Source organism: Promicromonospora sp. Populi (assembly GCF_041081105.1).
Lineage (GTDB): Bacteria > Actinomycetota > Actinomycetes > Actinomycetales > Cellulomonadaceae > Promicromonospora.
On sequence record NZ_CP163528.1, the window covers coordinates 2,374,065 to 2,399,966 of the forward strand.

20 protein-coding genes and 1 riboswitch are annotated in these 25,902 nt (G+C 71.8%); of the genes, 9 read left to right on the forward strand and 11 right to left on the reverse strand.

Annotated elements, in window-relative coordinates; all coding sequences use genetic code 11:
* Positions 1-14 precede the first annotated feature (14 nt).
* The 6 genes from AB1046_RS10875 to rplU all read right to left on the reverse strand — a co-directional run bounded on the left by AB1046_RS10875 (position 15) and on the right by rplU (position 5,148).
* Positions 15-167: a hypothetical protein gene (locus tag AB1046_RS10875; protein WP_369375166.1), complete on the reverse strand. Its 153-nt coding sequence runs from the start codon at positions 165-167 to the stop codon at positions 15-17.
* A gap of 85 nt (positions 168-252) precedes the next feature.
* Positions 253-1,572, reverse strand: coding sequence for a glutamate-5-semialdehyde dehydrogenase (locus AB1046_RS10880; RefSeq protein ID WP_369375168.1), 1,320 nt, complete (start codon positions 1,570-1,572; stop codon positions 253-255).
* The gene (gene proB, locus AB1046_RS10885; RefSeq protein WP_369375170.1) at positions 1,569-2,783 is read right to left on the reverse strand and encodes a glutamate 5-kinase; all 1,215 of its coding nucleotides are present in this window, start codon (positions 2,781-2,783) and stop codon (positions 1,569-1,571) included. The genes AB1046_RS10880 and proB overlap by 4 nt, the downstream gene beginning before the upstream one ends.
* A gap of 71 nt (positions 2,784-2,854) precedes the next feature.
* Positions 2,855-4,372: a GTPase ObgE gene (gene obgE / locus AB1046_RS10890; RefSeq protein WP_369375172.1), complete on the reverse strand. Its 1,518-nt coding sequence runs from the start codon at positions 4,370-4,372 to the stop codon at positions 2,855-2,857.
* Positions 4,373-4,493: 121 nt separating this feature from the next.
* Positions 4,494-4,751: a 50S ribosomal protein L27 gene (rpmA, locus tag AB1046_RS10895; protein ID WP_369375174.1), complete on the reverse strand. Its 258-nt coding sequence runs from the start codon at positions 4,749-4,751 to the stop codon at positions 4,494-4,496.
* Positions 4,752-4,839: 88 nt separating this feature from the next.
* Positions 4,840-5,148 (reverse strand): 50S ribosomal protein L21, encoded by a 309-nt coding sequence (rplU, locus tag AB1046_RS10900; RefSeq protein WP_369375176.1) that lies wholly within the window; start codon positions 5,146-5,148, stop codon positions 4,840-4,842.
* Between the two features lie 227 nt (positions 5,149-5,375).
* Between rplU and AB1046_RS10905 the strand changes: the two genes are divergently transcribed.
* Complete coding sequence (locus AB1046_RS10905) at positions 5,376-5,993, forward strand: protein-L-isoaspartate O-methyltransferase (protein ID WP_369375178.1); 618 nt, start codon at positions 5,376-5,378, stop codon at positions 5,991-5,993.
* Positions 5,994-6,168: 175 nt separating this feature from the next.
* A complete protein-coding gene (locus AB1046_RS10910) occupies positions 6,169-7,278 on the forward strand; it encodes a fatty acid desaturase (protein WP_369375180.1) in 1,110 nt (369 codons plus the stop codon).
* A gap of 14 nt (positions 7,279-7,292) precedes the next feature.
* Here AB1046_RS10910 and AB1046_RS10915 read toward each other — a convergent pair whose 3' ends face one another.
* The gene (locus tag AB1046_RS10915; protein WP_369375182.1) at positions 7,293-7,910 is read right to left on the reverse strand and encodes a thymidine kinase; all 618 of its coding nucleotides are present in this window, start codon (positions 7,908-7,910) and stop codon (positions 7,293-7,295) included.
* Positions 7,911-7,946: 36 nt separating this feature from the next.
* Between AB1046_RS10915 and AB1046_RS10920 the strand changes: the two genes are divergently transcribed.
* Positions 7,947-8,621: an alpha/beta fold hydrolase gene (locus tag AB1046_RS10920; RefSeq protein WP_369375184.1), complete on the forward strand. Its 675-nt coding sequence runs from the start codon at positions 7,947-7,949 to the stop codon at positions 8,619-8,621.
* On the opposite strand, the gene AB1046_RS10925 is transcribed toward AB1046_RS10920, so the two are convergent.
* From AB1046_RS10925 to AB1046_RS10935, 3 genes are all read right to left on the reverse strand, one after another.
* Positions 8,582-9,307: a GNAT family N-acetyltransferase gene (locus AB1046_RS10925; protein WP_369375186.1), complete on the reverse strand. Its 726-nt coding sequence runs from the start codon at positions 9,305-9,307 to the stop codon at positions 8,582-8,584. The genes AB1046_RS10920 and AB1046_RS10925 overlap by 40 nt on opposite strands.
* A 241-nt stretch (positions 9,308-9,548) precedes the next feature.
* Positions 9,549-10,721, reverse strand: a complete 1,173-nt coding sequence (locus AB1046_RS10930; protein WP_369375188.1) for an acyltransferase family protein — start codon at positions 10,719-10,721, stop codon at positions 9,549-9,551.
* Positions 10,722-10,917: 196 nt separating this feature from the next.
* Complete coding sequence (locus AB1046_RS10935; RefSeq protein ID WP_369375655.1) at positions 10,918-14,862, reverse strand: Rne/Rng family ribonuclease; 3,945 nt, start codon at positions 14,860-14,862, stop codon at positions 10,918-10,920.
* A gap of 507 nt (positions 14,863-15,369) precedes the next feature.
* Between AB1046_RS10935 and AB1046_RS10940 the strand changes: the two genes are divergently transcribed.
* From AB1046_RS10940 to cydC, 4 genes are read left to right on the forward strand one after another with little or no spacing between them, the layout of a single operon-like run.
* On the forward strand, positions 15,370-16,866 hold the full coding sequence (locus AB1046_RS10940; protein ID WP_369375190.1) for a cytochrome ubiquinol oxidase subunit I: 1,497 nt from the start codon (positions 15,370-15,372) through the stop codon (positions 16,864-16,866).
* A gap of 35 nt (positions 16,867-16,901) precedes the next feature.
* A complete protein-coding gene (gene cydB, locus AB1046_RS10945) occupies positions 16,902-17,951 on the forward strand; it encodes a cytochrome d ubiquinol oxidase subunit II (protein ID WP_369375657.1) in 1,050 nt (349 codons plus the stop codon).
* Positions 17,952-18,003: 52 nt separating this feature from the next.
* A complete protein-coding gene (cydD, locus tag AB1046_RS10950; protein WP_369375192.1) occupies positions 18,004-19,896 on the forward strand; it encodes a thiol reductant ABC exporter subunit CydD in 1,893 nt (630 codons plus the stop codon).
* A complete protein-coding gene (gene cydC / locus AB1046_RS10955; protein ID WP_369375194.1) occupies positions 19,893-21,857 on the forward strand; it encodes a thiol reductant ABC exporter subunit CydC in 1,965 nt (654 codons plus the stop codon). The genes cydD and cydC overlap by 4 nt, the downstream gene beginning before the upstream one ends.
* Before the next feature lie 23 nt (positions 21,858-21,880).
* On the opposite strand, the gene AB1046_RS10960 is transcribed toward cydC, so the two are convergent.
* On the reverse strand, positions 21,881-23,596 hold the full coding sequence (locus tag AB1046_RS10960; RefSeq protein ID WP_369375196.1) for a phytoene desaturase family protein: 1,716 nt from the start codon (positions 23,594-23,596) through the stop codon (positions 21,881-21,883).
* Positions 23,597-23,736: 140 nt separating this feature from the next.
* Positions 23,737-23,900: riboswitch (cyclic di-AMP (ydaO/yuaA leader) on the forward strand.
* A gap of 6 nt (positions 23,901-23,906) precedes the next feature.
* Between AB1046_RS10960 and AB1046_RS10965 the strand changes: the two genes are divergently transcribed.
* Together AB1046_RS10965 and AB1046_RS10970 are read left to right on the forward strand one after the other, a co-directional pair.
* Entirely contained in the window at positions 23,907-24,809 is a 903-nt protein-coding gene (locus AB1046_RS10965; protein WP_369375198.1) for a C40 family peptidase, read from the forward strand.
* 107 nt (positions 24,810-24,916) lie between these two features.
* Positions 24,917-25,894 (forward strand): NAD(P)-dependent oxidoreductase, encoded by a 978-nt coding sequence (locus tag AB1046_RS10970; RefSeq protein WP_369375200.1) that lies wholly within the window; start codon positions 24,917-24,919, stop codon positions 25,892-25,894.
* Positions 25,895-25,902 lie beyond the last annotated feature (8 nt).

Consider the following 25,902-nt stretch of genomic DNA (forward strand, 5'->3'; position numbering starts at 1 on the left):
TCCCGTCTGGCGGATCAGTGCCGGTTGCCGACGTTGCGGAACGCGAACGTGACGACGAGTGCGGCGACGAGCGCGCCGAAGGCGATCAGGCCCATCACGATGGGATCGATCGGCTCGCTGGCGTGCTCCGAAGCGGCCTCGGCGGCCAGAACGGCGTTGTACAGCACTGGTATTCCTCCCAGTCGGACGTACTCAGGTGGGCTTTAGTCTCTCACGGACGAATTGCGGGGTGTGCACCAAAGCGTATGGGCCTCATGGCTTGATGTGCCCGTCACCGGTGACTACCCACTTGGTGGTCGTCAGCTCGGTCAGGCCCATGGGCCCTCGCGCGTGCAGCTTCTGCGTGGAGATGCCGATCTCGGCACCCAGGCCGAGCTCGGCGCCGTCGGTGAACCGGGTCGAGGCATTCACCATCACGGCCGCAGAATCCACCTCCGCCACGAACCGGTCCGCCGCCGTGATGTCCCGCGTCACTATCGCCTCCGTGTGCCCGGAGGACCAGGTGCGGATGTGCTCGATCGCCGCCTCCAGCGACGGCACCACCCGCACCCCGAGCTCGAGCGCCAGGTACTCCGTCGCCCAGTCCTCGTCCGTCGCGGGGACCATGTCGGCCCCTGCCGGTGCGAAGGCCATCGCCACCGGGTCCCCGTGCAGCACCACGCCGGCCTCGGCCAGCGCGGCGAGCGCCGCCGGGAGGAACGCCGCGGCGGCGTCCTCGTGCACCAGCAGCGTCTCGGCGGCGTTGCACACGCCGACCCGCTGGGTCTTGGCGTTCATCACTATCGCGACCGCCATGTCGACGTCAGCGGTCGCGTCCACGTAGACGTGCACGTTCCCCACACCCGTCTCGATGACGGGCACGAGGGACTCGCGCACGACGGTCTGGATGAGGTCTGCGCCGCCGCGCGGGATGAGGACGTCCACGAGGCCGCGGGCGCGCATGAGCGCCACACCGCCCGCACGGCCGTAGGCGTCGATCGACCGGACCAGGTCGGCCGGCAGGCCGCAGGCTTCCAGCGCGCCCCGCATCACCGCCACGATCACCGCGTTCGACGACGCCGCCGCGCTGCCCCCGCGCAGGATCACCGCGTTGCCGGACTTCAGGGCCAGGCCCGCGGCATCGACGGTCACGTTGGGGCGGGCCTCGTAGATCATGCCGACAACGCCCATCGGGACGCGGACCTGCCGCAGGCGCAGGCCGTTCGGCAGGGTCTGCCCGCGGACCACCTCGCCGACCGGGTCGGGCAGGCCCGAGACGTCGCGCAGCGCGCCGGCGATCTGCGCGATCCGCTCGGGGGTCAGCGCGAGGCGGTCCAGCAGACCGTCGGACATCCCGTTCGCGCGGCCCCGATCCAGGTCCTCCGCGTTGGCCGCGACGATCTGTTCCGCGGCCGCCACCAGGGCGTCCGCGATGGCACCGAGGGCGGCGTCCTTCGTCATCCGGTTCGCCGTGGCCAGGGTGCGCGAGGCGACCTTTGCGCGCCGGGCGATGTCGCGCACCGCCTCGGCCACCTCCGCGGTACGGACGTCCACGGTGCCCGGTGTCGCCTCGTCCTGGCTCACAGTCGTCATCCTTGGAGAGTACGTCGGGTGCGGGCGAATGCGGAGGTTGAACTCATCGGCCGTTCCAGCACCAGGTCGTCCCGGTGCACGACCACCCGGTCGTACCCCTCCCCGAGCTCGTCACGGAGCGAGTAGGTCGAGCGCCCCAGCAGCGCGGGGAGGTCGGTGGCGTCGAAGGCGACGAGGCCCCGGGCGACCACCGTGCCGTCGGGCGCGACGAGCTCGACCGGGTCTCCGGCGTCGAACTGCCCCTCGGCCCGGGTGATCCCAGCGGGCAGCAGCGAGGCGCGGCCGCCCAGGACGGCGCGCGCGGCGCCGTCGTCCAGGTGGAGGCGGCCCTGCGTGCGGGCGGCGTGCGCGATCCAGAGGCGGCGCGCCGAGGTGCGGCGTCCGGTGGCGGCGAAGAACGTACCGACGTCGTCCCCGGCGAGGGCGGAGGCGGCGTTCGCCGTGAGGGTGAGGACGGCGGGCACCCCCGCGCCGGTGGCGATCCGCACCGACTCCAGCTTGGTGACCATGCCGCCCGTGCCGACGGCGCTGCCGGGCGCTGTCACCTCGACGGCCGCGATGTCCGCGAGGTCGTCGACCAGCGGGATGCGGCGCGCGCCCGGACGCGACGGCGGTGCGTCGTGCAGGCCGTCGACGTCGGTCAGGAGCACCAGCGCGTCCGCGCGCACCAGGTGCGAGACGAGCGCCGCGAGGCGGTCGTTGTCCCCGAACTTCAGCTCGTCGGTAGTGACTGCGTCGTTCTCGTTGATGACCGGTACGACGCCGAGCGCGAGCAGGCGCTCCAGCGCCCGCTGGGCGTTGCGGTAGCGGGCGCGGCGCACGGTGTCCTCGGCGGTGAGCAGGATCTGCCCGATCTGGATGCCGAACGCCGCGAACTCCTCCTGGTACCGGCCCACCAGCTGGCCCTGACCCACGGACGCCGCGGCCTGCATGGTGGCGAGGTCACGCGGCCTGGTGCCGAGCCCGAGCGGGCCGATGCCCGCCGACACGGCGCCGGAGGTGACCAGCACCACCTGGCCGCCCGCGGCCTGCCGGGCGGCCAGCACCTCGACGACCCCGCGGAGCGCGCCCACGTCGAGGTGCCCCTCCGGACCGGTCAGCGACGACGAACCGATCTTCACCACCACCCGCTTGGCGGTGGCGATGGCGGAGCGAGCGCCCGCGCGACCGCCGGCTTCCTGGGGAGTCCCCGAGGGGGCGAGGGAGTTCACGCCCCCATCCTCTCCGGAGCCCGCCCAAGAACGCGCACTCATTTCAAACCCCGGGCAAGACCCGTTGGTTGTCAGTCGGCGTCGGGGTCGGTCCAGACCCCTGCCTCGCGCTCGGTCCACAGCTCCTGCCGCGCGGCGGTCTTCGCGTCCATGCGCTCGTTGAACTCGCGACGCTTGTCGCCACGGGTGGGCCGGTCGCTCTGCTCGAGCCGCAGGTCGGTACCGCGGCCGCCGAGCAGCTCCGGACCGGTCTGCAGGGTCGGCTCCCAGTCGAAGACGACGGCGTTCTTCGGGTTGCCGATGCGCACCTCGTCGCCGGCGACGGCGCCGGCCTTGAACAGCCCGTCCTCGACGCCGATCTTCGCGAGCCGGTCAGCGAGGAAGCCGACGGCCTCGTCGTTGTTGAAGTCGGTCTGGCGCACCCAGCGCTCGGGCTTGTCGCCGCGCACCTCGAACCAGTAGTCCGTCTCGCCGCCCAGGCGGCGCACGGTGAACCTCGCCTCGTTCACGGCGCGCGGGCGCAGCACGACCGGCGCGGGCTCGGGGGCGGGCGCAGCGGCGCGGGCCTTCTCCACAATCTCGGCCAGGGCGAACTTCAGCTCACGCAGGCCCTCGTGGGACGCGGTCGAGATCTCGAAGACGCGCAGCCCGCGCGCCTCGAGGTCGGCCTTGACGAAGTCCGCGAGCTCGCGGGCCTCGGGCACGTCGATCTTGTTGAGCACCACGAGCCGGGGGCGCTCGCTCATCGGCACCCGCCCGCCCTCGAGGCCGATGTCACCGGAGTACGCGGCGAGCTCCGCCTCGATCACGTCGAGGTCGCTGATCGGGTCGCGGCCCGGCTCCAGCGTGGCGCAGTCGAGCACGTGCACGATCATCGCCGTCCGCTCGATGTGGCGCAGGAACTCCAGGCCCAGGCCCTTGCCCTCGCTCGCACCGGGGATCAGGCCCGGCACGTCGGCGACGGTGAACCGCGACTGGCCGGCCTGCACCACGCCGAGGTTCGGCACCAGGGTCGTGAACGGGTAGTCCGCGATCTTCGGCCGCGCGGCCGAGATGGCGGCGATCAGCGACGACTTGCCGGCGCTCGGGAAGCCCACGAGCGCGACGTCGGCGATCGTCTTGACCTCGAGCTCGATGTCGGCCTCCTCGCCCTCCTCGCCGAGGAGAGCGAACCCGGGGGCCTTGCGCTTGGGCGACGACAGCGCCCGGTTGCCCAGGCCGCCCTTGCCGCCCGCGGCGACCACGTACTCGGCACCATCGCCCACGAGGTCGGCCAGGACGTTGCCGTCCAGGTCCTTCACGACAGTGCCGTCCGGCACCTTCAGCACCAGGTCGCCGCCCTTGGCGCCGTCCCGGTCGTCGCCCATCCCCTGGGTGCCCGACGTCGCGCGGCGGTGCGGCGAGTGGTGGTACTCCAGCAGGGTGGTGGTGTTGGCGTCGACGACCAGCTTGACGGTGCCGCCGTCGCCGCCGTTACCGCCGTCGGGCCCCGCAAGGGGCTTGAACTTCTCGCGACGGATCGAGGCGCAGCCGTTCCCGCCGTTACCGCCGGCGGCGTGGAGAACCACGCGGTCTACGAAGCTGGCCATGTCTCGATCCTCTCAAGTACTGCACAGGTAATGCTCAGGTGGAGCAGCTCTCTGAGCCGCTCCATAAAAAGCCAAAGGGGCGCACCGTCACCGGTGCGCCCCTTTACGCGGAAGCCGGAGCTCAGGCCTCGACAGTCACGATGTCGATGACCTTGCGGCCACGACGGTTGCCGAACAGCACGGCGCCGGGGGTCAGGGCGAACAGCGTGTCGTCCTTGCCGCGGCCGACGTTGTTGCCGGGGTGGAAGTGGGTGCCGCGCTGGCGGACGATGATCTCGCCGGCCTTCACGACCTGGCCACCGAAGCGCTTGACGCCGAGGCGCTGGGCGTTGGAGTCACGACCGTTGCGCGAGGAGCTCGCGCCCTTCTTGTGTGCCATCTGTAGGACCTGTCTTTCGGGACGAAGTAGAAGAAGAAGTTTCGGGATCGCGCGCGGGCTCACTCAGCCGAGGAGCCCGCAGCGGAAGTCACTTGATACCAGTGACCTTCAGGCGGGTCAGCGACTGACGGTGACCCTGACGCTTGCGGTAGCCGGTCTTGTTCTTGAACTTGAGGATCACGATCTTCGGACCCTTCTCGTCCCGAACGACCTCGGCGGTGACCTTGACCTTCGCCAGCTTCTTCGCGTCGGTGGTCACCTTCTCCCCGTCCACGAGCAGGAGGGCCGGGAGCTCAACGGTCTCACCGGGGGTCGCCTGGACACGGTCCATGACGACGATGGTCCCGACGGACACCTTCTCCTGGCGGCCACCGGCCTTGACGATCGCGTACACCACGTTCAACTCATCTCTCTAGTCTTGGCGTGCGCGCACGACGGGATTCACCGGCTTTGCTGTGACTCGCTCCGCCGCGGCGGTCGAGTGCGGTGCGCCATGGGCACGCAGGACGGGTGCGCAGACAGCACACCGAAGATCTAGATTACGCGATGCTCCGAGCGGGTTCAAACCGACAGCCCGTGGCCTTGACCACCATCCTGTGCCTACGCTGGGCCCAGGTGATCCCGATGGCCTCTGATCCAGCTTCTGATCCAGCAGTAGATGGTCCGGCAGCAGAGCACGACGAAGTCGAGCGCGCCATGCGCGCGGTCGCCCGCCGTGAGTTCCTGCCGCGCTCCCAACGGCCGTTCGCGGGCCAGGACCGCCCGCTGCCCATCGGCCGCGGGCAGACCTCCTCGCAGCCGACGACGGTCGCCGCCATGCTCCGCCTCCTGCGTGTGCCGCTGGGCGCGCGCCTGCTCGACGTCGGCGCGGGCTCCGGCTGGACCACCGCGCTGCTCGCCTACCTGGCCGGGCCGAAGGGCGCGGTGCTCGGCGTGGAGCGCGACGACCGGCTCGCCGAGTGGGGTGCGGCCAACGTCGACCGCGCCGGGATGGGCTGGGCGACGCTCGTGCAGGCGGTGCCTGGCGTGCTCGGCTACCCGCGGAAGAACGGCTGGGACCGGATCCTGGTGTCGGCGTCGGCTCCCGCGCTGCCGCGCGCACTGGTGGACCAGGTCGGGATCGGCGGCCGCATGGTCATCCCCGTCCGGACGACGCTGGTGCTCATCGAGCGCCTGCCGGACGGCCGCATCCGCGCGACCGACCACGGCGGATACCGGTTCGTACCGCTCATCGAGGGTTGAAACGCCCGGCCATGGACAAGCAAAGGTAAACACAAAGTCTAGAACCCTTCGCGAGGCGTCCACATCTCCCCCCGCGACGGTAACCTACGGTCCCGTAGGCTCGGGGTATCCGCACGATGGGCGAGACCGTCCGACTCCACGACTGAGAAGTCGACACCGAGCTAGTGAGGACCTCATGGCCCAAGCTGCCCCCTCCGTCCGCGACGGCTTTCGCCCGACCAAGCCCCGCGACCCCGATGCCCAGCCAGTGACCAGCACCTATTCGTCCCTGGCTCGCACCGTGCGCGACGCAGGACTGCTCGGCCGAGCTCACCACTACTACGCCTGGAACCTCGCCGCGCTCACCGTCGCGCTCGGCGGGATCATCACCGGGTTCGTGCTGCTGGGCGACTCCTGGTTCCAGCTCCTCATGGCGGGGGCGCTCGGCCTCGTGCTGACGCAGTTCGCCTTCGTGGCGCACGAGGCGTCGCACCGTCAGGTCTTCGTGTCCGGGCCGCGCAACGACCGCGTGGGCCGCCTGATCGCCAACGCGGTGGTCGGTATCAGCTACTCGTGGTGGATGAACAAGCACACGAGGCACCACGCGAACCCGAACAAGGTCGACAAGGACCCGGACATCGCGAACGACACGATCGCGTTCACCGAGGACGGTGTGCGGCAGCACCGCGGGCTCAAGCGGTGGATCAACCGCTACCAGGGCTGGCTGTTCTTCCCGCTGCTCACGCTCGAGGGCCTGAACCTGCACATCACCTCGGTCCAGTCGCTGTTCCACGGCCCGCCCGAGACCCTGCGGGCCCGCATCAACGAGCTCGTCGTCATCACCGTCCGGCTCAGCGCGTACCTCGCGATCCTGTTCTGGGCGCTGCCGCTCGGGATGGCCTTCGCGTTCCTGGGCGTGCAGATGGCCGTGTTCGGCGTCTACATGGGCGCGTCGTTCGCGCCCAACCACAAGGGCATGGCGATCATCCCCGCGGAGACCCGCCTCGACTTCCTGTCCAGGCAGGTCCTGACGTCGCGGAACATCCGCGGCGGCTGGTTCATGAGCATCCTCATGGGCGGGCTCAACTTCCAGATCGAGCACCACCTGTTCCCGAGCATGCCTCGGCCGCACCTGATCCGGACCGCCGAGATCGTCCGGGAGCACTGCGCCACCCTGGGCATCCCCTACACGGAGACGAGCCTGGCGCAGTCGTACCTGATAGTCGTCAACTACCTGAACCGGGTGGGCCTAGCGGCCCGCGACCCGTTCGACTGCCCGGAGTACCACACGCTCCGCAAGCTCTGACGGGGCCGCGGGGATCACGCGATCCGATGCCGGCGGCATCGGGCCTCGTAGGACTCCGAGCCGCCTACGTGGGCGGCTACCGGTGTCAGCGCGGCTCCCGGGTGGGCAGGGCCGACGTCGGACACCGATGGCGCACCCGGGATGCGGACGTGGAACGCGGCGTCTGCGCCGCAGACCGAGCAGACGGCGGTGAGCTTTTCCACCGACTCGGCGAGCGCCATCAGCTCGGGCAGCGGCGCGAAGGGCTGGCCGTCGAACGTGACCGACAGCCCGGCGACGACCACGACGAGCCCACGGTCCGCGAGGTCCGAGACCACGGGAACGAGCCCGACGCCGAAGAACTGAGCCTCGTCGATGGCGACGAGCTCGGTGCCGGCGTTGGTCGCGGTCCTGGCGTCGAGCAAGCCCGGGATCTCCGCGGCGTCCGACACCGCGTGCGACGGCAGCTCCGCCCCCGAGTGCGACGTGACCCGGCCGGTCCCCCGCCGGGTGTCCAGGGCGTGGTTCACGACCAGCACACCGCGCCGCGCGATCCGGGCACGGCGCACCCGGCGCAGCAGCTCCTCGGACTTGCCGGCGAACATCGGGCCGGCGATCACTTCGACTCGTCCCGCACCCAGACCGTCTTCCATGGGTGTCAGTCAAGCATTCCCGTTACGTTGACGGGCATGGCCGCCGACGACAAGACCGTACTGTTCCTGCCCGGCCTGGGCGCCGGCGTTGATCCGTGGGCGGCGCAGCTGGGCGCGTTGCCCGCCGGGTTCACGGGTCTCGCCCCCGAGATACCCGGCCTCTCCGAAGCCGCGACGCCCGGCAGGTTCACGTTCGCCGGCGCGGCGCTCGCGCTGCGCGACCTGCTCGACGAGCACGGCATCGAACGCGCGCACGTCTGCGGCCTGTCGCTGGGCGGGATGACGGCAACCCAGCTCGCGCTGGACTTTCCCGAGCGGATCGCCTCGCTCGTGCTCTCCGGCAGCCAGGTGCGCCCGCACCCCGCCCTCATGGCGATCCTGAGGACGGTCGTCCGGGTGCTGCCGGAGAGCCACGCCGAGCGCATGGGGATGACCAAGGCGATGTGGCTCGGGGCCCTCCGGGTGGTCGCCGACCTCAACTTCCGCGGCCGCCTGGGGAGCATCCAGGTGCCGACCCTCGTCCTGTGCGGCAGCCTGGACGTCGTCAACATTCTCCCGGCGCGCGAGCTCGCCGCCGGCATCCCCAACGCCGAGCTGCGGATCGTCCCGCGCGCCGGACACCCGTGGAACGTCGAGCGCCCCGAGCTCTTCTCCCAGACCATCGCCGATTTCTACACCCGGCTGCCCGGCTCGAACTCACCCGGGGCCTGACGCCTCGTCCGGGCACACCACTCGTCACGTAGCACGCCCATGACCACCGAGTCGTAACGGACGCCTTCGACCACTCTGGCTTGCCGGAACCGCGCTTCCTCAACGAAGCCCAGCGCCGTCCCGACGCTGAGCATCGCCCGATTGCCGGACCAGGTCGCGAAGTCCAACCGCACCCATGGCGTGCGCTCGAACAGCAAAGAGGTCCATAGGGCGAGCGCCGTGCGCCCGATCCCTCGGCCCCGCACCGCCGGGTCGTACACGGTGACGCCCATCCGGGCCCACTCCGTCTCGCGTGATTCCCAGTACCAGGCGACAGTCCCAACCAGCTCGCCGTCGACGTCCACCACCAGCCGACGAGGTGGCGCCGCCTGGCTCTCGGACGGCGGGATGCCCGGGCGTTCAGCACAGCAGCTGCTGCCAGGCTGCTCCCGATCCTGGCAGCAACTGCTGTGGTCACCTTCCGGCTGCGGCGCCCAGATTAGACCGTTGTCCCGTGCGAGGGACGTGACCAAGCTGTCAGCCTCGGCGTCGATCGGTACCGGGTAATAGGGGCCGTCCCAGCAATGCCAGTCGTGCTCGGGTCGCAGCCACGCGCGGAAAGCGTCGAGGTCGGGAGCCGTCCAGCCGCGAAGGGCCACTGTCGATCCGGTGGCGGTCACGCCGCGGGAGTAGATCTCGGGTGCCACGGGCCCGATCCTCTCCGGAACCATGCCTCGGGCGGAAGGCAATTACGAGATGCGGTTGGGTCTGACGGACCCCCTGATCCGTCGAGTTCGGTCGGTTGCACGCCAGGCTTTATGAGATCGGTCGCTTGCCTTGAGATCGGTCGTTTGATTGACCGATCTCAAGGCAAGCGACCGAAGTCACGGATGGGCTGGTGCAAGGGACCGAAGTCAGCCGCCCCCGGCTGCCGGCCTAGCCTCCGCACTACAGCACCCGCGCGACTCCCGGGATGCGGCGCAGCAGGTGGGCGAAGCCCCAGCAGAGCGGTATCGCGAGCGCGAGCAGGATCAGGAACTTCACGCCCGCCGGGGCCACCAGCGGCGCGAAGAGCATGGCGACGCCGACCAGCACCAGCGGGTGGATGACGTACACCGCGAACGAGTTCTGCGCGGCGAACCTCGCCCACGCTGGCTGCCCGGAGAACTTCTCCCGGAACAGCACCAGCAGAGCCACGATCATGCTCACCGCGAAGATGTTCTCGGCGACGGCGGAGGCCAGCAGCGCCAGGGCTCCGGCGCCGGGCGCCGTCGCCAGGGCGGTCGTACCGGCCGCCATTCCCAGGCCGACGACGGCCACCACCAGCGCCGCCCACCCCTGCCGCACCGTCAGCGCGGTGAGCCAGCCGCGTCGAGTCGCCAGGAGCCCGACCACAAAGAGGATCACGTACTGCGGCAGGTAGGCCGGCGTCGGCAGCCCGACGACCTCCCAGTAGGTGCCGGCCGGAACCACGAGGCGCCAGAGGAACGTCGCCAGGCCCAGCACCCCGACGAGCCCGGCGATCGCCCAGAAGCCGACCGGACGCGGCTGCGCGGCGACGCCCTGCGCCCCGGCAACGCCCTCCGCCCCGACACCGCCGTCGACCACGACGCCGGACCGGACGCCGACCCGGGCGCGCAGCGCGCGGAAGGCGGCGTAGGCGAGCGTCAGCACCAGGAGCACCTCGACGAACCACAGCGGCCCCGGGTCGCCCACGGTGAACCAGAAGTGCAGGAACGACTCGCCCTCCGCGCTGCGCGCCGGCCACTCCCGCAGGGACAGGACCGGCCGCGCCACCAGCCAGTACGCCACCAGCGGGATCCCGAGCCGGATCAGGCGGTCCCGGGCGAAGGCGCCCGGCCCCTTGCGGTCGACCGACCCGGGGACGAACAGGCCGGAGATCAGGAAGAAGAAACCCATGAAGTAGAACTGGTTCACGACCGCGAACACCACCAGCGCGATGCCCGAGGGGCTCGTGCTGGGCTCGGTCCAGTACCAGAACGGAAGCGCGCTGTACGTGAGGGCGCTGTGGTGCGCCAGGACCAGCACGGTCAGCATGATCCGCAGGTTGTCGACGTACCCCAGCCTGGAAGTTGTCGGCCTTGCGGCGAGCGTTGTCATCTTCGGTCTCCCGACCCTCGTTGGTTCATTACTCGACTAATGAACCACAGAACGTCGGAGTTCCGCAAGAGAGTTTTGTCAGCGACCTGTCGGCACGAAAAAACGAGGGCCGCCACCTCACGGTGGCGACCCTCGTAGATTCAGATCAGTCGGTGCAGGTCAGCGGCCTAGCAGCCGCGACCAGAACCCCTTTTTCTCAGGCGACCTCGTCGCCAGCTCCTTTGGGCGGTTCCGGCTGCCCAGTGCCGGAGCCCCCCTCCGGCGCCTCGTTCGCTGACGGTGCATCGCTCGACGACTGTGCATCGTTCGACGACAGTTCACCGTTCGACGACGGCGCGTCATCCGTCGACGGCACGGCGGCGATCAGCGCGTCAGGCGCGTCCGCCGTCTCCGGCGAACCAGAGAAGCCGGGCGACCCGGCCGACGTCGGCGAACCGGCGGAGCCGGACGGCGATCCCCCGGTAGGCAGCTGGATCTCGTCGAGGGTCGCGGGGCCGTCGTCCACGGGATCCTTCGTCTCGTGCGCGTGCTGCGCCGCGGCGGCGATCGTGGCGAGCGTGGCCTTGACGGCCTCGCGGGCCTCGGACCGCTCCTCGGGCAGGCTGGCGACCGGAGCCACCGGCTCCAGCGAAGCCGACTTCTCCTTGCCGCGCTTGCGGCGCGTCCGCGCGGAACGCGGGCCCTCGTCGGACACCGCCGGCGCGCTGCCGGAGCCCACGCCGTTGCCCGACTTCTCGATGGGCTCGTCGTGCACGATGAACCCGCGGCCCTTGCAGTGCTCGCACGTCTCGGAGAACGCCTCGACGAGGCCCTGGCCCACACGCTTGCGCGTCATCTGGACCAGGCCGAGCGAGGTCACCTCCGCCACCTGGTGCTTGGTGCGGTCCCGGCCGAGGCACTCGACCAGCCGGCGCAGCACCAGGTCACGGTTGGACTCGAGCACCATGTCGATGAAGTCGATGACGATGATGCCGCCGATGTCGCGCAGGCGAAGCTGCCGCACGATCTCCTCGGCCGCCTCGAGGTTGTTCCGCGTGACGGTCTCCTCGAGCGTGCCGCCCGCACCGGTGAACTTGCCGGTGTTGACGTCCACGACCGTCATGGCCTCGGTGCGGTCGATGACCAGCGAGCCGCCCGAGGGCAGCCAGACCTTGCGGTCCATCCCCTTGGCGAGCTGCTCGTCCACGCGGTGCACGTGGAACACGTCGGTGTTCTCGGCCCACTTGGACACACGCTCACGCAGGTCGGGAGCGAGCTCCTCGACGTAGTGCGCGATCTCGTCCCACGCACCCTCGCCCTGCACCACCAGCGACGAGAAGTCGTCGTTGAAGATGTCGCGGACCACACGGATGGCCATGTCGGGCTCGCCCTGCAGCAGCGCCGGGGCGTTCGCCTTCTTGGCCTTGGCCTGGATGGCGTCCCACTGCCCCTGCAGACGCTCGACGTCGGCGCGCAGCTCGTCCTCGCTCGCCCCCTCGGCGGCGGTACGCACGATGACGCCCGCACCCTCGGGGACCACCTCGCGGAGGATCTTCTTGAGGCGCGACCGCTCGGTGTCGGGCAGCTTGCGGCTGATCCCGGTCATGCCGCCACCCGGCACGAACACCAGGTACCGGCCGGCGAGCGTGACCTGGCTCGTGAGCCGGGCACCCTTGTGGCCGATCGGGTCCTTGGTGACCTGCACCAGGACGGAGTCGCCCGACTTCAGCGCCTGCTCGATCCGGCGCGGCTGACCTTCCAGACCCGCGGCGTCCCAGTTGACCTCGCCCGCGTACAGCACGGCGTTGCGGCCCTTGCCGACGTCGACGAACGCGGCCTCCATGGAGGGCAGCACGTTCTGGACCCGGCCCAGGTACACGTTGCCGGCCATCGACGCCTGCGACTGCTGCGAGACGTAGTGCTCCACGAGCACACCGTCCTCCAGCACGGCGATCTGCGTGCGGCCGTCCTTCTCGCGCACGATCATCGACCGCTGCACCGACTCGCGGCGCGCCAGGAACTCGGCCTCGGTGATGATCTGGCGGCGGCGACCGTGGTCGCGGCCCTCGCGGCGGCGCTGACGCTTCGCCTCGAGGCGCGTGGAGCCCTTGAGCGCGGTGACCTCGTCGCTACGGACCAGGTCGCCCCGGCCGGCGTCGCTCCGGCTCGAGCGGACGGCGGCGGCCTCGGCGCGCTCGCCGCGTGTACCCCGGCGACGACGGCGACGGCGGCGGCTGCCGCCCTCCCCATCGCCTGCGTCCTGGGCCGAGTCCTCGGCGTCGCCCTCGACGTCGCCGTCCTCGTCGTCGGACGCCTGCGCGTCCTCCTCGGAGTCGTCGTCCTGGTCCTCGTCGGCCGAGTCGTCCATGTCGTCCGAGCGGTTCGCACGGCCGCCACGGCGGCCTCGTCCGCCCCGACGACGACGACGGCGCGACGGGCGCACGTCCTCGTCGTCGTACTCCTCGAAGTCGGCCGGGGCGAGCTCCTCGAGCTCGATGCCCTCGGCGGCCAGCTCCTCCTCGATCGCCTCGACCTCGTCCGCGGCAGCTATGTCGTCCTCGCTCAGCTCGACAGCGAGGAACTGCGGTACTGCCCAGTCGTCAGTCTCGGGGGCGTCAGCCTCGGGGGCGTCCGCCTCGACGGCGGGCTCCTGAGTGGCGAAGTCGGCCGGCGACTCGACGGCCGGTGCAGCCTGCCAGGCGTCCTCGGTGTCCTGGACGTCGGGTCGAGCGGCGGGCTCGCCCGTGCGACGCACGGCCCGGCGAGAACCGGAACGGCGGGCCCTGGGCTCGGCGGGGGCCTCTGTCCTGGATTCCGTCCTGGCCTCTGCCTGAGCTTCGGGCCGGGTCCGCGCGGGCGCCTTGGCCTCGGCGGCCCGGGGAGCCGGCGGCGCAACCTCTGCGGCGGGCGCGGGCGTCTCGGCGACAGGCTCGACGGCGCGGGCGACCGGGCGGGCGAACTGCGGCGTCAGGTCCTGCGGACGCGGCGGCCCGGCGGGAGCCTGTGCGCGCCGCGAGCGGCGGGCCGAGTCGTCGGGCGCCTGGAAGAGCAGCGCCGTCGTGGCGAGCCGCGGAACGCGCGTGCCCGAGGTGGTCGAGGCGGTCGACGCCGCGGGCTGCGCGGGTGCGTCGGGCGTCTCGGCCACGGGGACCTCGAACGGCTCCGACGTCGAACGACGGCTTCGGCGCGCGCGGGTCTTCGGGGCCTGCTCGGCCGGGGCGGCGGGCGTCTCGGCGCCGAACGAATCGGTGACGAACGAGTCGGTGACGAACGAGTCGGTGACGAACGAGTCGGTGACGAACGAGTCGGTGGCAGCCGCCACCGGGCTCTCCTCGACCGACGTCGGCTCGGCCGCCTGCTCCACGACCGGCTCGGTCGAGGCGGGCTTGCGGCGCGAGCGCGCGCGCTTGGGCGCTTCCGGCTCGTCGGCCGTCTCGACCGCGGGCGCCGCCGAAACCGGCTCCGCCCTCTTGCGGGTACGACGCTTCGGGGCGGCCTTCTCGCCGTCCGCCGTCGGACCGCCGGGAAGGATGATGTCGTCGAGGCTGGCGACCTCGTGGACCGGGGCGTCGGTGGTCACCACGGGCTCCGGGAGCACGATGTCGAGCGGAGCGGACTCCGCGGCGGCGGGCTCGGGCTCGACCTCGAACTCGGGCACGGGCGTCGGCTCAGGCACGATCGTCGGCTCGGGCGCGAGCTCAGGCTCGGCAGCGAGCTCAGGCTCGACAACCTCGGGCTCGACGACCTCCGACTCGACGACCGGAGCGGCCTCGGCTGTGACATTGGTCTCGATCAGGCTCGGCTCGCTCACCGGGGCGAGCTCGGCGGCAGGCACCGGCGTCGGCTCGGCAGCGACAGGGCTGGGAGCCGTGGGCGAAGAGATGCCACGCGTCGCCCGGCGACGCGGGCGCTTGGTGGCCGGCTCGCTCGCCGCGGCGGTGGCGGACGTGGCAACGGCGGCGGTACCGCCGGTGGTCACGGGCTGGGCCTCGGTGGTAGCGGCGGATCCGACGACGATGGGCTCGACGGTGGCCGTAGAAACTACGGACCGGGTGGCCCTGCGACGCGGGCGCTTGACCGGCGTCGTATCTGCCGGAGCCTCCCCACCAGTGGTGACCTGGGCGACTGCCTCAGGTGCGTCGTGATCATCCTGTGACCCGATGGTCGAACCGGTGGTGCTGGAAGGCGTCACGTGAGGTGCTCCTGTAGCCGGCGTCCGCTCCACACCATGCGGACCGCCAGGCGGTCGGTCGTACGGTGCTGCATCGCGGCGAAGCGACACACCCGAACGGAAGTCTCGGCTGCGGCCCTGTTCCTGCGATCTTCGCGGACGCCAGCGGCCACGTTCTGTCGTGACAACGGCACCGCGTGCGGATCGCGGGCAGTGTTGGACTCTGCAGGCCGCGCAGGGATGTGGGCCCGCACGGCTCCGACCAGTATCGCACAGGAGGCGGCGCTCACCTCGCGAGACGCCGAACGTGACCTACGTGGCACTCGATACGCGCTTCGCGGGACGCCAGATGAGCAGAGTGAGGTCCGGGCTGCGTGTAGTGTGCCTTGTGAAGACATTCACAAGCGACGGAACCCCCCATCCGTACCGTGCGGACCTGCCCGCTCACGCCTAGCGTCCAAGGCAACGATCCGTTCGGAGACATCCCTGGAGCTCGGAGTGGAAGCACTCGACCTGGCACGCTGGCAGTTCGGCATCACCACCGTCTATCACTTCATCTTCGTGCCGCTCACCATCGGGCTAGCGCCCCTGGTAGCGGTCATGCAGACGGCCTGGGTCCGCACCGGGAACGAGCGGTGGCTGAAGCTGACCAAGTTCTTCGGCAAGCTCTTCCTGATCAACTTCGCGCTCGGCGTCGTCACCGGCATCGTGCAGGAGTTCCAGTTCGGGATGAACTGGAGCGAGTACTCCCGGTTCGTCGGCGACGTGTTCGGCGCCCCGCTCGCCATGGAGGCCCTCGCGGCCTTCTTCGTCGAGTCGACGTTCCTCGGCCTGTGGATCTTCGGCTGGGACCGGCTGAGCAAGCGCGTGCACCTCGCCTGCATCTGGGCCGCCGCCATCGCGGTGAACCTGTCGGCCTTCTTCATCCTGGCGGCCAACTCGTGGATGCAGCACCCGGTCGGCGCCCGGTTCAACCCGGAGACCGGCCGCGCCGAGATGGAGTCGATCTGGGCGATCCTCGCCAACAACACGCTGTGGGCGGCCTTCCCGCACGCGGTGGCCGCCGCGTTCCTCACGGCCGGAACGTTCGTGGCCGGGATCGCCGCGTGGTGGATGGTGCGCCTGGCCCGGACCAAGCAGGAAGAGTCCATCGAGCTCGCCCGGACCGTGTACCGCCCCGCCGTGATCCTGGGCACCGTGGTCATGCTGGTCGCCGGCGTCGGCGTTGCCCTGACGGGCGACGCGCAGGGCAAGCTGATGTTCGAGCAGCAGCCGGGCAAGATGGCGTCCGCCGAGGCGCTCTGCGAGGGCGAGGAGGCGGCGAACTTCTCGATCCTGACCATCGGGGACCTGTCCAACTCGTGCGAGGGCGTGCGGCACATCCTGGAGGTGCCGGGCCTGGCCAGCTACCTGGGCACCGGCCACTTCTCCGGCGAGGAGAGCTTCCTGCCGGGCGTCAACGACGTGCAGGAGGAGTACGCCGACCGGTTCGGCGAGACCGACGAGGCCGGCAACCCCATCTCGTACACGCCCAACCTCGCCGTCACCTACTGGAGCTTCCGGCTCATGATCGGGTTCGCCGCCGGCTCCGCCCTGCTCGCCCTGGCCGCGCTCTGGTTCACCCGCGGCGGCCGGGTCAGCGACAACCCCTGGTTCGCCCGCATCGGGATCGCCGCGATCCCGACCCCGTTCCTCGCCTCGTCGTTCGGGTGGATCTTCACCGAGATGGGACGCCAGCCCTGGGTGGTGGCCCCGAACCCCACGGGGATCGACGAGATCCGGCTGCTCACGATGCGCGGCGTCTCAGAGGTGGTGAGTCCCGGCATGGTGCTGACCTCGATGATCGTGTTCACCCTGCTCTACGGCGTGCTCGCCGTGGTCTGGTACCGCCTCATGCACCGGTACGCGGTCGAGGGTGTGCCCAAGTCGGTGCGCGACGAGTCACCCGAGGCGGCCGACGACGAGACAGACCGGCCGCTCTCGTTCGCCTACTGACCAACTTCGAACAGACCTAAGATAGGGACGTGACCGTGGACCTCGCACTCGTGTGGTTCGTCATCCTCGCGGTCCTGTGGACCGGGTACCTCGTGCTGGAGGGCTTCGACTTCGGCGTCGGGATGCTGATGTCCCTGCTGCCGCGCGGCGACGCCGCCCATCGGGAGAAGGAACGGCGGGTGCTGGTGAACAGCATCGGCCCGGTCTGGGACGGCAACGAGGTGTGGCTCATCACGGCGGGCGCCGCCACCTTCGCGGCGTTCCCCGAGTGGTACGCCACCCTGTTCTCCGGCTTCTACCTGCCGCTGCTCGCCATCCTGGTGGCGCTCATCGTGCGCGGAGTCGCCTTCGAGTACCGCGGCAAGATCGCCGACGCCGCCTGGGCGCGCCGCTGCGACATAGCGATCCAGGTGGGTTCGTGGGTGCCCGCCGTGCTGTGGGGCGTGACGTTCGCGAACCTGGTCCGCGGCGTGGAGCTGGACGCGGCGCACCAGTACGTGGGCGGGTTCTGGGCCCTGTTCAACCCGTTCGCGCTGCTGGGCGGCGCCACGACCCTCGTGCTGTTCCTCCTGCACGGCTGCGTGTTCGTGGCGCTCAAGACCGACGGCGCGATCCGGGCCCGCGCCCGGAAGTTCGCGGGGGTGCTGTCGGTGGCGGCCCTGGCCGTCGTCGGCGGGTGGGCCGTCTGGGCGCAGGTCGCGTTCTCCGTCACCTGGACGTGGGCCGTCGTGGCTGCTGCCGCGCTGGCGCTGGTCGGCGTCGTGCTGACGAACCGCGCCGGGCGCGAGGGCTACGCGTTCGGCCTCTCCGCCGTGACGATCGTCGCCGCCGTCGTGCTGATCTTCGGGTCCATGTACCCCGACGTGATGCCCGGCCTGGGCGGGAGCCCGTCGCTGAGCATCGCGGAGGCCTCCTCGACCCCGTACACGCTGCGGATCATGACCTGGGTGGCCGTGGTGCTCACGCCCGTGGTGATCCTGTACCAGGGGTGGACGTACTGGGTCTTTAGGCGTCGGCTGACGGTGGAGCACATCCCTGCGCCGGCGGGGCTGACCTGGAAGAAGATCAAGGAGTCGGCATTCTGAACCAGATCCTGGGTCTGAGCCAGGGCCCGGGCGGGTGCGGGACCATCAGCGGATGAAGCCCCTCGATCCGCGCCTGCTGCGGGAGGTCCGTGCGGCCCGCTGGTACGTCGTGCTCACGGTCGGGCTCGGCGTGGCCGCGGCCGGGCTGATCGTCGCCCAGGCGCTGCTCATCGCCGCGCTGCTCGCGCCGGTCGTGCGGGGCGACGGCGTGTCGGGGCCCGCGATGACGTGGTCCTTCGCGGGACTGGCGCTCGTGATCGCCGGGCGGGCAGGCGTCGCTTGGGCGCAGGAACGCTACGCGCTGCGCGCCGCCGCCCGGACGATCGCCGAGCTGCGCCGCGCACTGGTCGAGGGGTGGGCGCTGCGCGGGCCCCGGGCGGGCGGAGCGGCGTCGGGCAAGGGGCACGGCGCGAGCCCGGAGGCCGAGGTCGCGACCCTCGCGACGCGCGGGCTCGACGCACTGGAGCCGTACCTCGTGCGCTACGTGCCGCAGCTTGTGCTGACGGCGCTGGTCACGCCCGCGCTCGTGATCGTGGTGCTCGGCCTGGACTGGGTCTCGGCGGTGATCGTGATCGTGACGCTGCCGCTGGTGCCGGTGTTCATGGTGCTCGTCGGGCGACTGACCGCAGGGGCCTCAGAGCGGCGACTCGCCACGGTGGAACGACTCGGCGCGCAAGTGCTCGACCTCGTCGCCGGGCTGCCGACGCTGCGCGCGTTCGGGCGGTCGTTCGGCCCGGGAGAGCGGGTGCGCGCGCTGGGCGAGGCCTCCCGCAGGGCCACGATGGGCACGCTGCGGATCGCGTTCCTCTCCTCGATGGTGCTGGAGCTGCTGACCACACTGTCGGTGGCGATCGTCGCCGTCGGAGTGGGGCTGCGGCTCGTCGAGGGCGCCATGTTGCTTCAGCCGGCGATCGCTGTGCTGGTGCTCGCGCCTGAGGTGTACCTGCCGCTGCGGCGGGTAGGGGCTGAGTTTCACGCTTCAGTTGACGGGGTGGCGGCTGTTTCTCGGGTGTTCGCTCTGCTTGGTTCCGACCGGTCGGAGGGCGGGGATGTTCCTGCAGAGGCGAAGCTTGCGACAGGGGTGGCGGGCTGGGGCCTGGTGCTGGAGGGGGTTTCCGTGCGGGCGGCGGGGCGGGGGGTGATTGCTCCTGCCGGACTGTCCGCGCGGGTACCGCTGGGGGCCGGGGCTGGTGGCCGCGGGACGGTTGTCGCGCTGCGGGGAGCCAGCGGGTCGGGGAAGTCGACGGCGGTGCTCGCGATTCTCGGACTGCTGGCGCCGGATGCCGGGCGCGTGGGGCTGGTCTCTCCCGACGGTGGGTTCCACGATCTGGCGGCGCTGCCGGACGGCGGGCTGGACGGCTGGTGGGCCGGGCTCACGTGGGTGCCGCAGCGGCCGTCGCTCCCGCCGGGGCGGCTGCGCGACGTCGTCCTGGACGGTGTTCCTGACGCGGGTCGGACGCTTGCCGAGGCGGCGCGGCTTACGGGGCTGAACGCCGTCGTCGAATCGCTGCCCGAGGGCTGGGACACGCGCGTCGGGCTCGGCGGCGTGGGGCTGTCCGTGGGGCAGCGGCAGCGCGTCGCGCTCACATCCGCCCTGCTCGACGACGCGGTCACCAAGCCGCTGGTGATCCTCGACGAGCCGACTGCGCACCTCGACGCGCGGGGTGAGCAGGCGGTGCTCGACACCGTCCGGTCCTGGCGCGACGCGGGCCGGACCGTGCTCGTCGTCGCGCACCGGGCGTCGCTGCTCGAGCTCGCCGACCAGGTGATCGACGTCCGTTCTGCGCCGGACCCGGGTTCGATGGCCGACCCGAGAGCAACGACGGACTCGGCGAGGAACCGAGGAGCGACGACGGAACCGGCGACAGAGCCGGCAGCAGGGCCGGTGGCACGGCAGACCGCGGACCCGACGTCGGGCCCCGCGACAGACCGGGAGGCACGATGACCGCCCCGACGCGGAGCCGGACGTCGAGCGCCGCGCGGGTCGCACAATCCGACCCGCTGCGGCGCGTCCTGCCCCTGCTGGAGGTCCGCCCGGGCAAGGTCGCCGCCGCGATCGGGCTCGGGGTCCTGGCCCTGGCCTGCGCGATCGGGCTCGCGGCGGTCGCCGCCTGGCTCATTGCCCGGGCGTCGCAGATGCCGCCGGTGCTCACGCTGTCGGTGGCCGTGGTCGCGGTGCGGGCCTTCGGGATCGGGCGCGGTGTGCTGCGCTACTGCGAGCGCCTCGCCTCCCACGACGTCGCCCTGCGGGGCATGGCCGCCCTGCGCGCCAACCTGTACGACCTGCTCGCCGCCGACGACCGGCCGGTCACAGTGCGGCGCGGCGAGCTCCTGGCGCGGGTCGGCCAGGACGTGGATGACGTCGGCGACGTCGTGGTCCGCGCGATCGTGCCCGCCGGTGTCGCGGTCGTGACGTCGCTGGGTTCGGTGATCCTGCTGGGTGCGCTGCTGCCGGCTGCGGGTGTGGCGCTGGCGTTCTGCCTGGTCCTGGCCGGGATCGTGACGCCGTGGCTCGCCGCGCGGGCAGCGGCCAGGACCGAGGCGCGGGGGGCTGCCGCCCGCGGCGAGGTGACCACGCTGGCGCTGGAGATCCTGGAGGAGTCGGCGCCGCTGCGCGTCGCGGGCCGGTTCGACGCGCGGCTGGGCGACCTGAAGGCCGCTGACGCGCGCCTGTCCGACGTCGCCGACGACGGCGCCCGCACCGCAGGGCTCGCCGCCGCCCTGGGGGTGTTGGCCCAGGGCCTCGCGGTGCTGGCCGCGCTGGCGCTCGGGATCCCGGGGGCGTTGTCGGGTTCGTTGTCGCCCGAGGCGCTGTCGGTGGTCGTGCTGACGCCGCTCGCGGTGTTCGAGGCGACCGCCGCGCTCCCCGCCGCCGCGGTCCAGCTGCACCGCTCGCGCGAGGCCGCGCGGCGGTTGCTGGCGCTGCTGCCCGCGGAAACTTCGGCGGAGCCCGGGTCGGGGCAGTTGTCAGACGCCGACGTCGGCCGAGTGACCGCAGGGTCTGACGCGTCCGGCGCGTCTGGTGCGTCCGGCGCGTCTGGTGTGTCCGGCGCGTCTGGTGTGTCCGGCGCGTCTGGTGTGTCCGGGGCCGACGGCGACGCGCTGCTCGTGCTCGACGACGTCGCCGCCGGCTGGCCCGACGCCGGCGGTCTGCCGCGCACCGCCGTCGAGGGTGTGTCCCTCACGCTGCGGCCGGGTTGGGTCGTGGCGCTGGCCGGGCCGTCCGGCGTCGGGAAGACGACGCTGCTCATGACGGCGGCCGGCCTGATCCCGCCCGTCGCCGGAACCGTGTCCGCGCGGTCGGCAGAAGGTCACGTGGTCGGCAACCCGGGTTACCGACCACGTGACGAACTGCCGACCGCCCGCACCGGTGCGCTGTTCGTTGCCGAGGACGGGCACGTGTTCGACACGACAGTGCTGGAGAACCTGCGGGTCGTGCGCGGCAACGTCACGCCGGACGAGGCGCGGGCCGCGCTCGGCGCCGTCGGGCTGGGTGCTTGGCTCGCGGCGCTCCCCGAGGGGCTGGACACCGTCGTCGGCACGGGCGCGGCCGCTGTTTCGGGCGGCGAGCGCCGTCGGCTGCTGATCGCCCGCGCGCTGCTGTCCCCCGCGCGAGTGCTGCTCGTGGACGAGCCAGCCGAGCACCTGGACGGCGACACCGCCGACGCGCTGGTGCGTGCACTGGCGGAGCATGCCCGCAAGACCGGTCGGGCCGTGCTGCTGGCGACGCACCGCCTCACGCCGCTGGCCGCCGCGGACGAGGTGCTGCTCCTGGGGGACGGCGCCAACGCGGCGCCGGCGGCCGGCGCTCCGGCGCGGGTCGTGGCCCGCGGAGATCACGAGCACCTCCTCGCCGCGAACCCCGGATACGCGTGGTCGGCTACCCAGGAGAACTTCCCGGCCTGAGTTTGACCATGCGAGCCGATCGGTCAGCCGGCCAGCACCGCCATCGCCGCCGCTCGGCCCGGGATGCCGCTCACTCCCCCGCCGCGGCGGGCGCCCGCGCCCGCCAGCAGCACCCGCGGGTGCTCGGTCTCGACGCCCCAGCGGCCGGCGTCGGCGTCGGACTCGGCGAACGGCCAGGTCAGGTCGCGGTGGAAGATGTGCCCGCCAGGCAGCCCGACGTCGCCCTCCAGGTCGACGGGGGTGCGCACCTCCAGGCAGGGCGCGCCGTCGGCGTCGAGCGCGAGCACGTCCTCGATGGGCTCGGCCAGCACGGAGTTCAGGGACGCGAGCGTGGCCGCCAGGGCTCGCTCGCGGGCGCCGTCAGGATCCGCGCGGAACAACCGGGCCGGCATGTGCAGCCCGAAGAGCGTGATGGTCTGGGCCTCGGTCCCGGCCAGCGCCGGACCGAGGATCGTCCGGTCGGACAGCGTGTGGCAGTAGATCTCGCTCGGCGGCAGGTCCGGGATGCGCCCGGCCGCCGCCTGCGCGTACGCGTCCTGGAGCTGGGTCAGGGACTCGTTGACGTGCAGCGTCCCGCTGAACGCGGCCACGGGGTCGACGTCGTCACGCAGCCGGGGCAGCCGCTTCAGCAGCATGTTCACCTTGAGCTGGGCGCCTTCGGGGTACGACGCCGCGGCCGCACCAGCGACGTCCGGTGCAACCGCGCCGGCGCCTCCCCCGCCGGCGGCCAGCAGCCGGTCCAGCTCGGCCGGGGCGCACGCCGCGAGCACGTGTCCGGCGCGCACACCCCGGGTGCGCCCGTCGGCGTCGGTCCAGGCGACCTCCGGATCCGAAGCACCTGACGCGCCCGGGGCACCCGAAGCACTCAGGCCCCCCGAGGCGCCCGGGTCCACAGCGGTGACGGTCGCCGAGGTGACGATCGTCGCGCCCGCGGCCACCGCGGCGTCGCGCAGGGCGCCCGAGACGGCGCCCATGCCGCCCACCGGCACGTCCCAGTCGCCGGTCCCGTTGCCGATCACGTGGTAGAGGAAGCAGCGGTTCTGCCGCAGGGACGGCTCGTCGACGTCGGCGAACGTGCCGATCAGGCCGTCGGTGGCGGCCACGCCGCGTACGACGTCGTCGGCGAAAGTGCGCCGCAGCACCGCGCCGAGGGGCTCCTCGAAGAGGGCGCGCCAGGCGGCCTCCCCCACGCCATCGACCACGAGGTCCCGCACGGCCGCACGCGGGAGCAGCGGCTCGGTGAGCGTCGGCGCGAGGCGGCGGGCGACCTCGGCGGTCATCGTGTAGAAGCGCCCCCAGGCCTCGAAATCGGCGTCGGATCCGCTCCCCGAGCCGGTACCTGAGCCAGTGCCTGAGCCCGAGCCAGTGCCAGTGCCGGCCAGGCGCCGGAACGAGGCGCGCGTGGCGGCGGCGTCCTGGGTGTCGACGAGGAGGCCGCCGTCGGCCACGGGGGTGTAGGAGGAGTAGCGGCGACGCACGAGGCGGATCGGCAGCCCGAGCTCGTCGATCACCTGCCGCGGCAGGAGCGAGACGAGGTAGGAGTAGCGCGACAGCCGCGCGTCCACGCCGGCGAACGGGCGGGCCGAGACGGCGGCGCCGCCGACGTGGTCGGCACGCTCCAGGACGAGGACGGATCGGCCGCCTTGGGCCGCGTACGCCGCTGCGGTGAGGCCGTTGTGACCGCCGCCCACGATGACGACGTCGTACCGGGAGCGAGTGGAATCGGGCATGTCCGCCATGGTGGCACGGGCACTCAGCGGGGGCACTCATTGCCAGGAACGTGCCTGCCCAGGACGCTATGTGACCTAATCGTGACATTTGAGAGAAAGGTGGGTACGGTCATGACACCTCGCCAGCAACGGCGGGGTCCTGGTCCGGACGCCGAGCCCTGTCACCGGATCTGAGCAGCTAGAACGTGACAGGGGCGGGGGAACCAAGTAAGCGGGCACGCGAGTGTCCTCGGGGTGAAGCCTCCTTTGGAGGCCGGGTGAACTGAACTCCCCATCCGAACCCGACAGCTCACTTCGTAGGCGTCCGAGGAGATCACTGGTGACCGTACTCACCGACCGCACCCACAACCGGGCGGACGACCAGACCGCCCGCCCGAACAACCGGGGGCGGCACCGCGCCGAAGGCCCCGCACTCACCCCCTTCACCGCACTCACCCAGACCGCCGCCGAGAATGCCGCCCGTACCGGCGCCATCGCGGTCGTCACGTCCGGCATGCTGGCCTCGGTCTTCACCCAGACCGCTTCCTCCGCGCCCGCCGAGACGCACACCCAGGCCGCACTGGCCAACGCCACACCGGTCAGCAACACGGTCGACACCGCGCCCCGCGCCGGCCTCGCCGAGAACCTCGTGACCAAGGTCAAGGTCACACAGGACGCCGACTTCTGGGCCGAGCGTGGAAGCGTCACCGTGACGCCGTACGCCGAGACCGAGGCCGGCATCGCCGAAGCCAAGGCGAAGGCAGAGGCCGAGGCTCGCGCCAAGGCCGAGGCGGAAGCCGAGGCACGGGCCGAAGCCGAGGCGGCAGCCGCCGCTGAGGCCGCGGCCGAGGCCTCAGCGGAAGCCGAGGCCGCCGCGGTCTCCAGCAGCGCGGAGTCCTCCGACCTGGGCCAGCAGGCAGTCAACCTGGCTCTCGAGTACGTGGGCGTGCCCTACGTGTGGGGCGGCTCGTCCCCCAGCGTGGGCTTCGACTGCTCCGGTCTGGTCAGCTACGTCTACGGGCAGCTCGGGATCAGCATCCCGCACAGCTCCGCGCAGATCTCGACCATCGGCTACCAGGTCTCCGCCGCGAACGCCCAGCCGGGCGACATCGTCTGGACGCCGGGCCACGTCGCCCTCTACGCGGGCGACGGCAAGGTCGTCGAGGCGCAGCAGGCGGGCACCCCCGTGCAGTACGGCACCATGTGGCAGGACAACCCGGTGTTCATCCGGGTGACGGGCTGACCTGACCCACCCGGTACTGCGAAGCAGAGCGTCTGTCCTGCCCTTCCCCAAGAACAGGCCGGACGCTCTGCTTCGCCGCTCGACCCTGGTCCGGTAACGTCCCCGGCGTGAAGATCCTCGTACCGGACGTGCCGTTCGACCTCGACTTCCCGGCCCTGCTGCCCGACGGCGGAGCCTCCTTCGCGCCCGGCGGCACCGACACGGTGGTCGCTTATCGCATGAACGAGCCGGTGCCCGACGAGCACCTCGACGCCGAGCTGCTGGTCACCTGGGCCAGCCCGCCGAAGATCGTCGCCGACGCCGCCCGCCGCCTGACCGGGCTCCGCTGGGTGCAGACCCTCTCCGCGGGGCCTGACGTCGCGCTGCGCGCCGGGTTCGGTCCCGACGTCGTCATCTCCTCCGGCCAGTCCCTGCACGACGACACCGTCACCGAGCACGCCTTGGCCCTGATCCTGGCCTCGGTGCGCCGGATCGACGTCTCCCTCGCCGCGCAGCGGGAGCACCGCTGGGCCAAGGAGATCTCGTTCGCGCAGGGCGACCCCGTCACCGGCCGCGAGTACACGCTCGACGGCGCCCGCGTGACCATCTGGGGCTTCGGGTCCATCGCCCTGCGTCTGGCCCCGCTGCTGACGGCGCTCGGCGCGCAGGTCACCGGCGTCGCCTCCCGGGCGGGCGAACGCTCCGGGTACCGGGTGGTGGGCGCCGACGAGCTGGACGCGCAGCTGGCCGAGACCGACCTGCTCGTCTCGTTGCTGCCCGGCCTGCCCAGCACGCGGCACATCCTCGACGCCCGCCTGCTGAGCCTGCTGCCGCCGACCGCCCGCTTCGTCAACGTCGGGCGGGGAGCGACCGTCGACGAGGAGGCGCTCGTGGCCGCGCTGCGGTCCGGCGCTCTTGCCGGCGCGGCGCTCGACGTCATGGAGACCGAGCCGCTGCCCGCGGACTCGCCGCTGTGGGACGTCCCGAACCTGATCCTCACGCCCCACGTGGCGGGCGGACGCCCCCGCGGCGCGGCCCGCTTCCTGGCCGCCCAGCTGACGTCCTGGCACAAGGGCGAGGAGCTACGCAACGTAGTCAAGCGCTGACAGGCTTG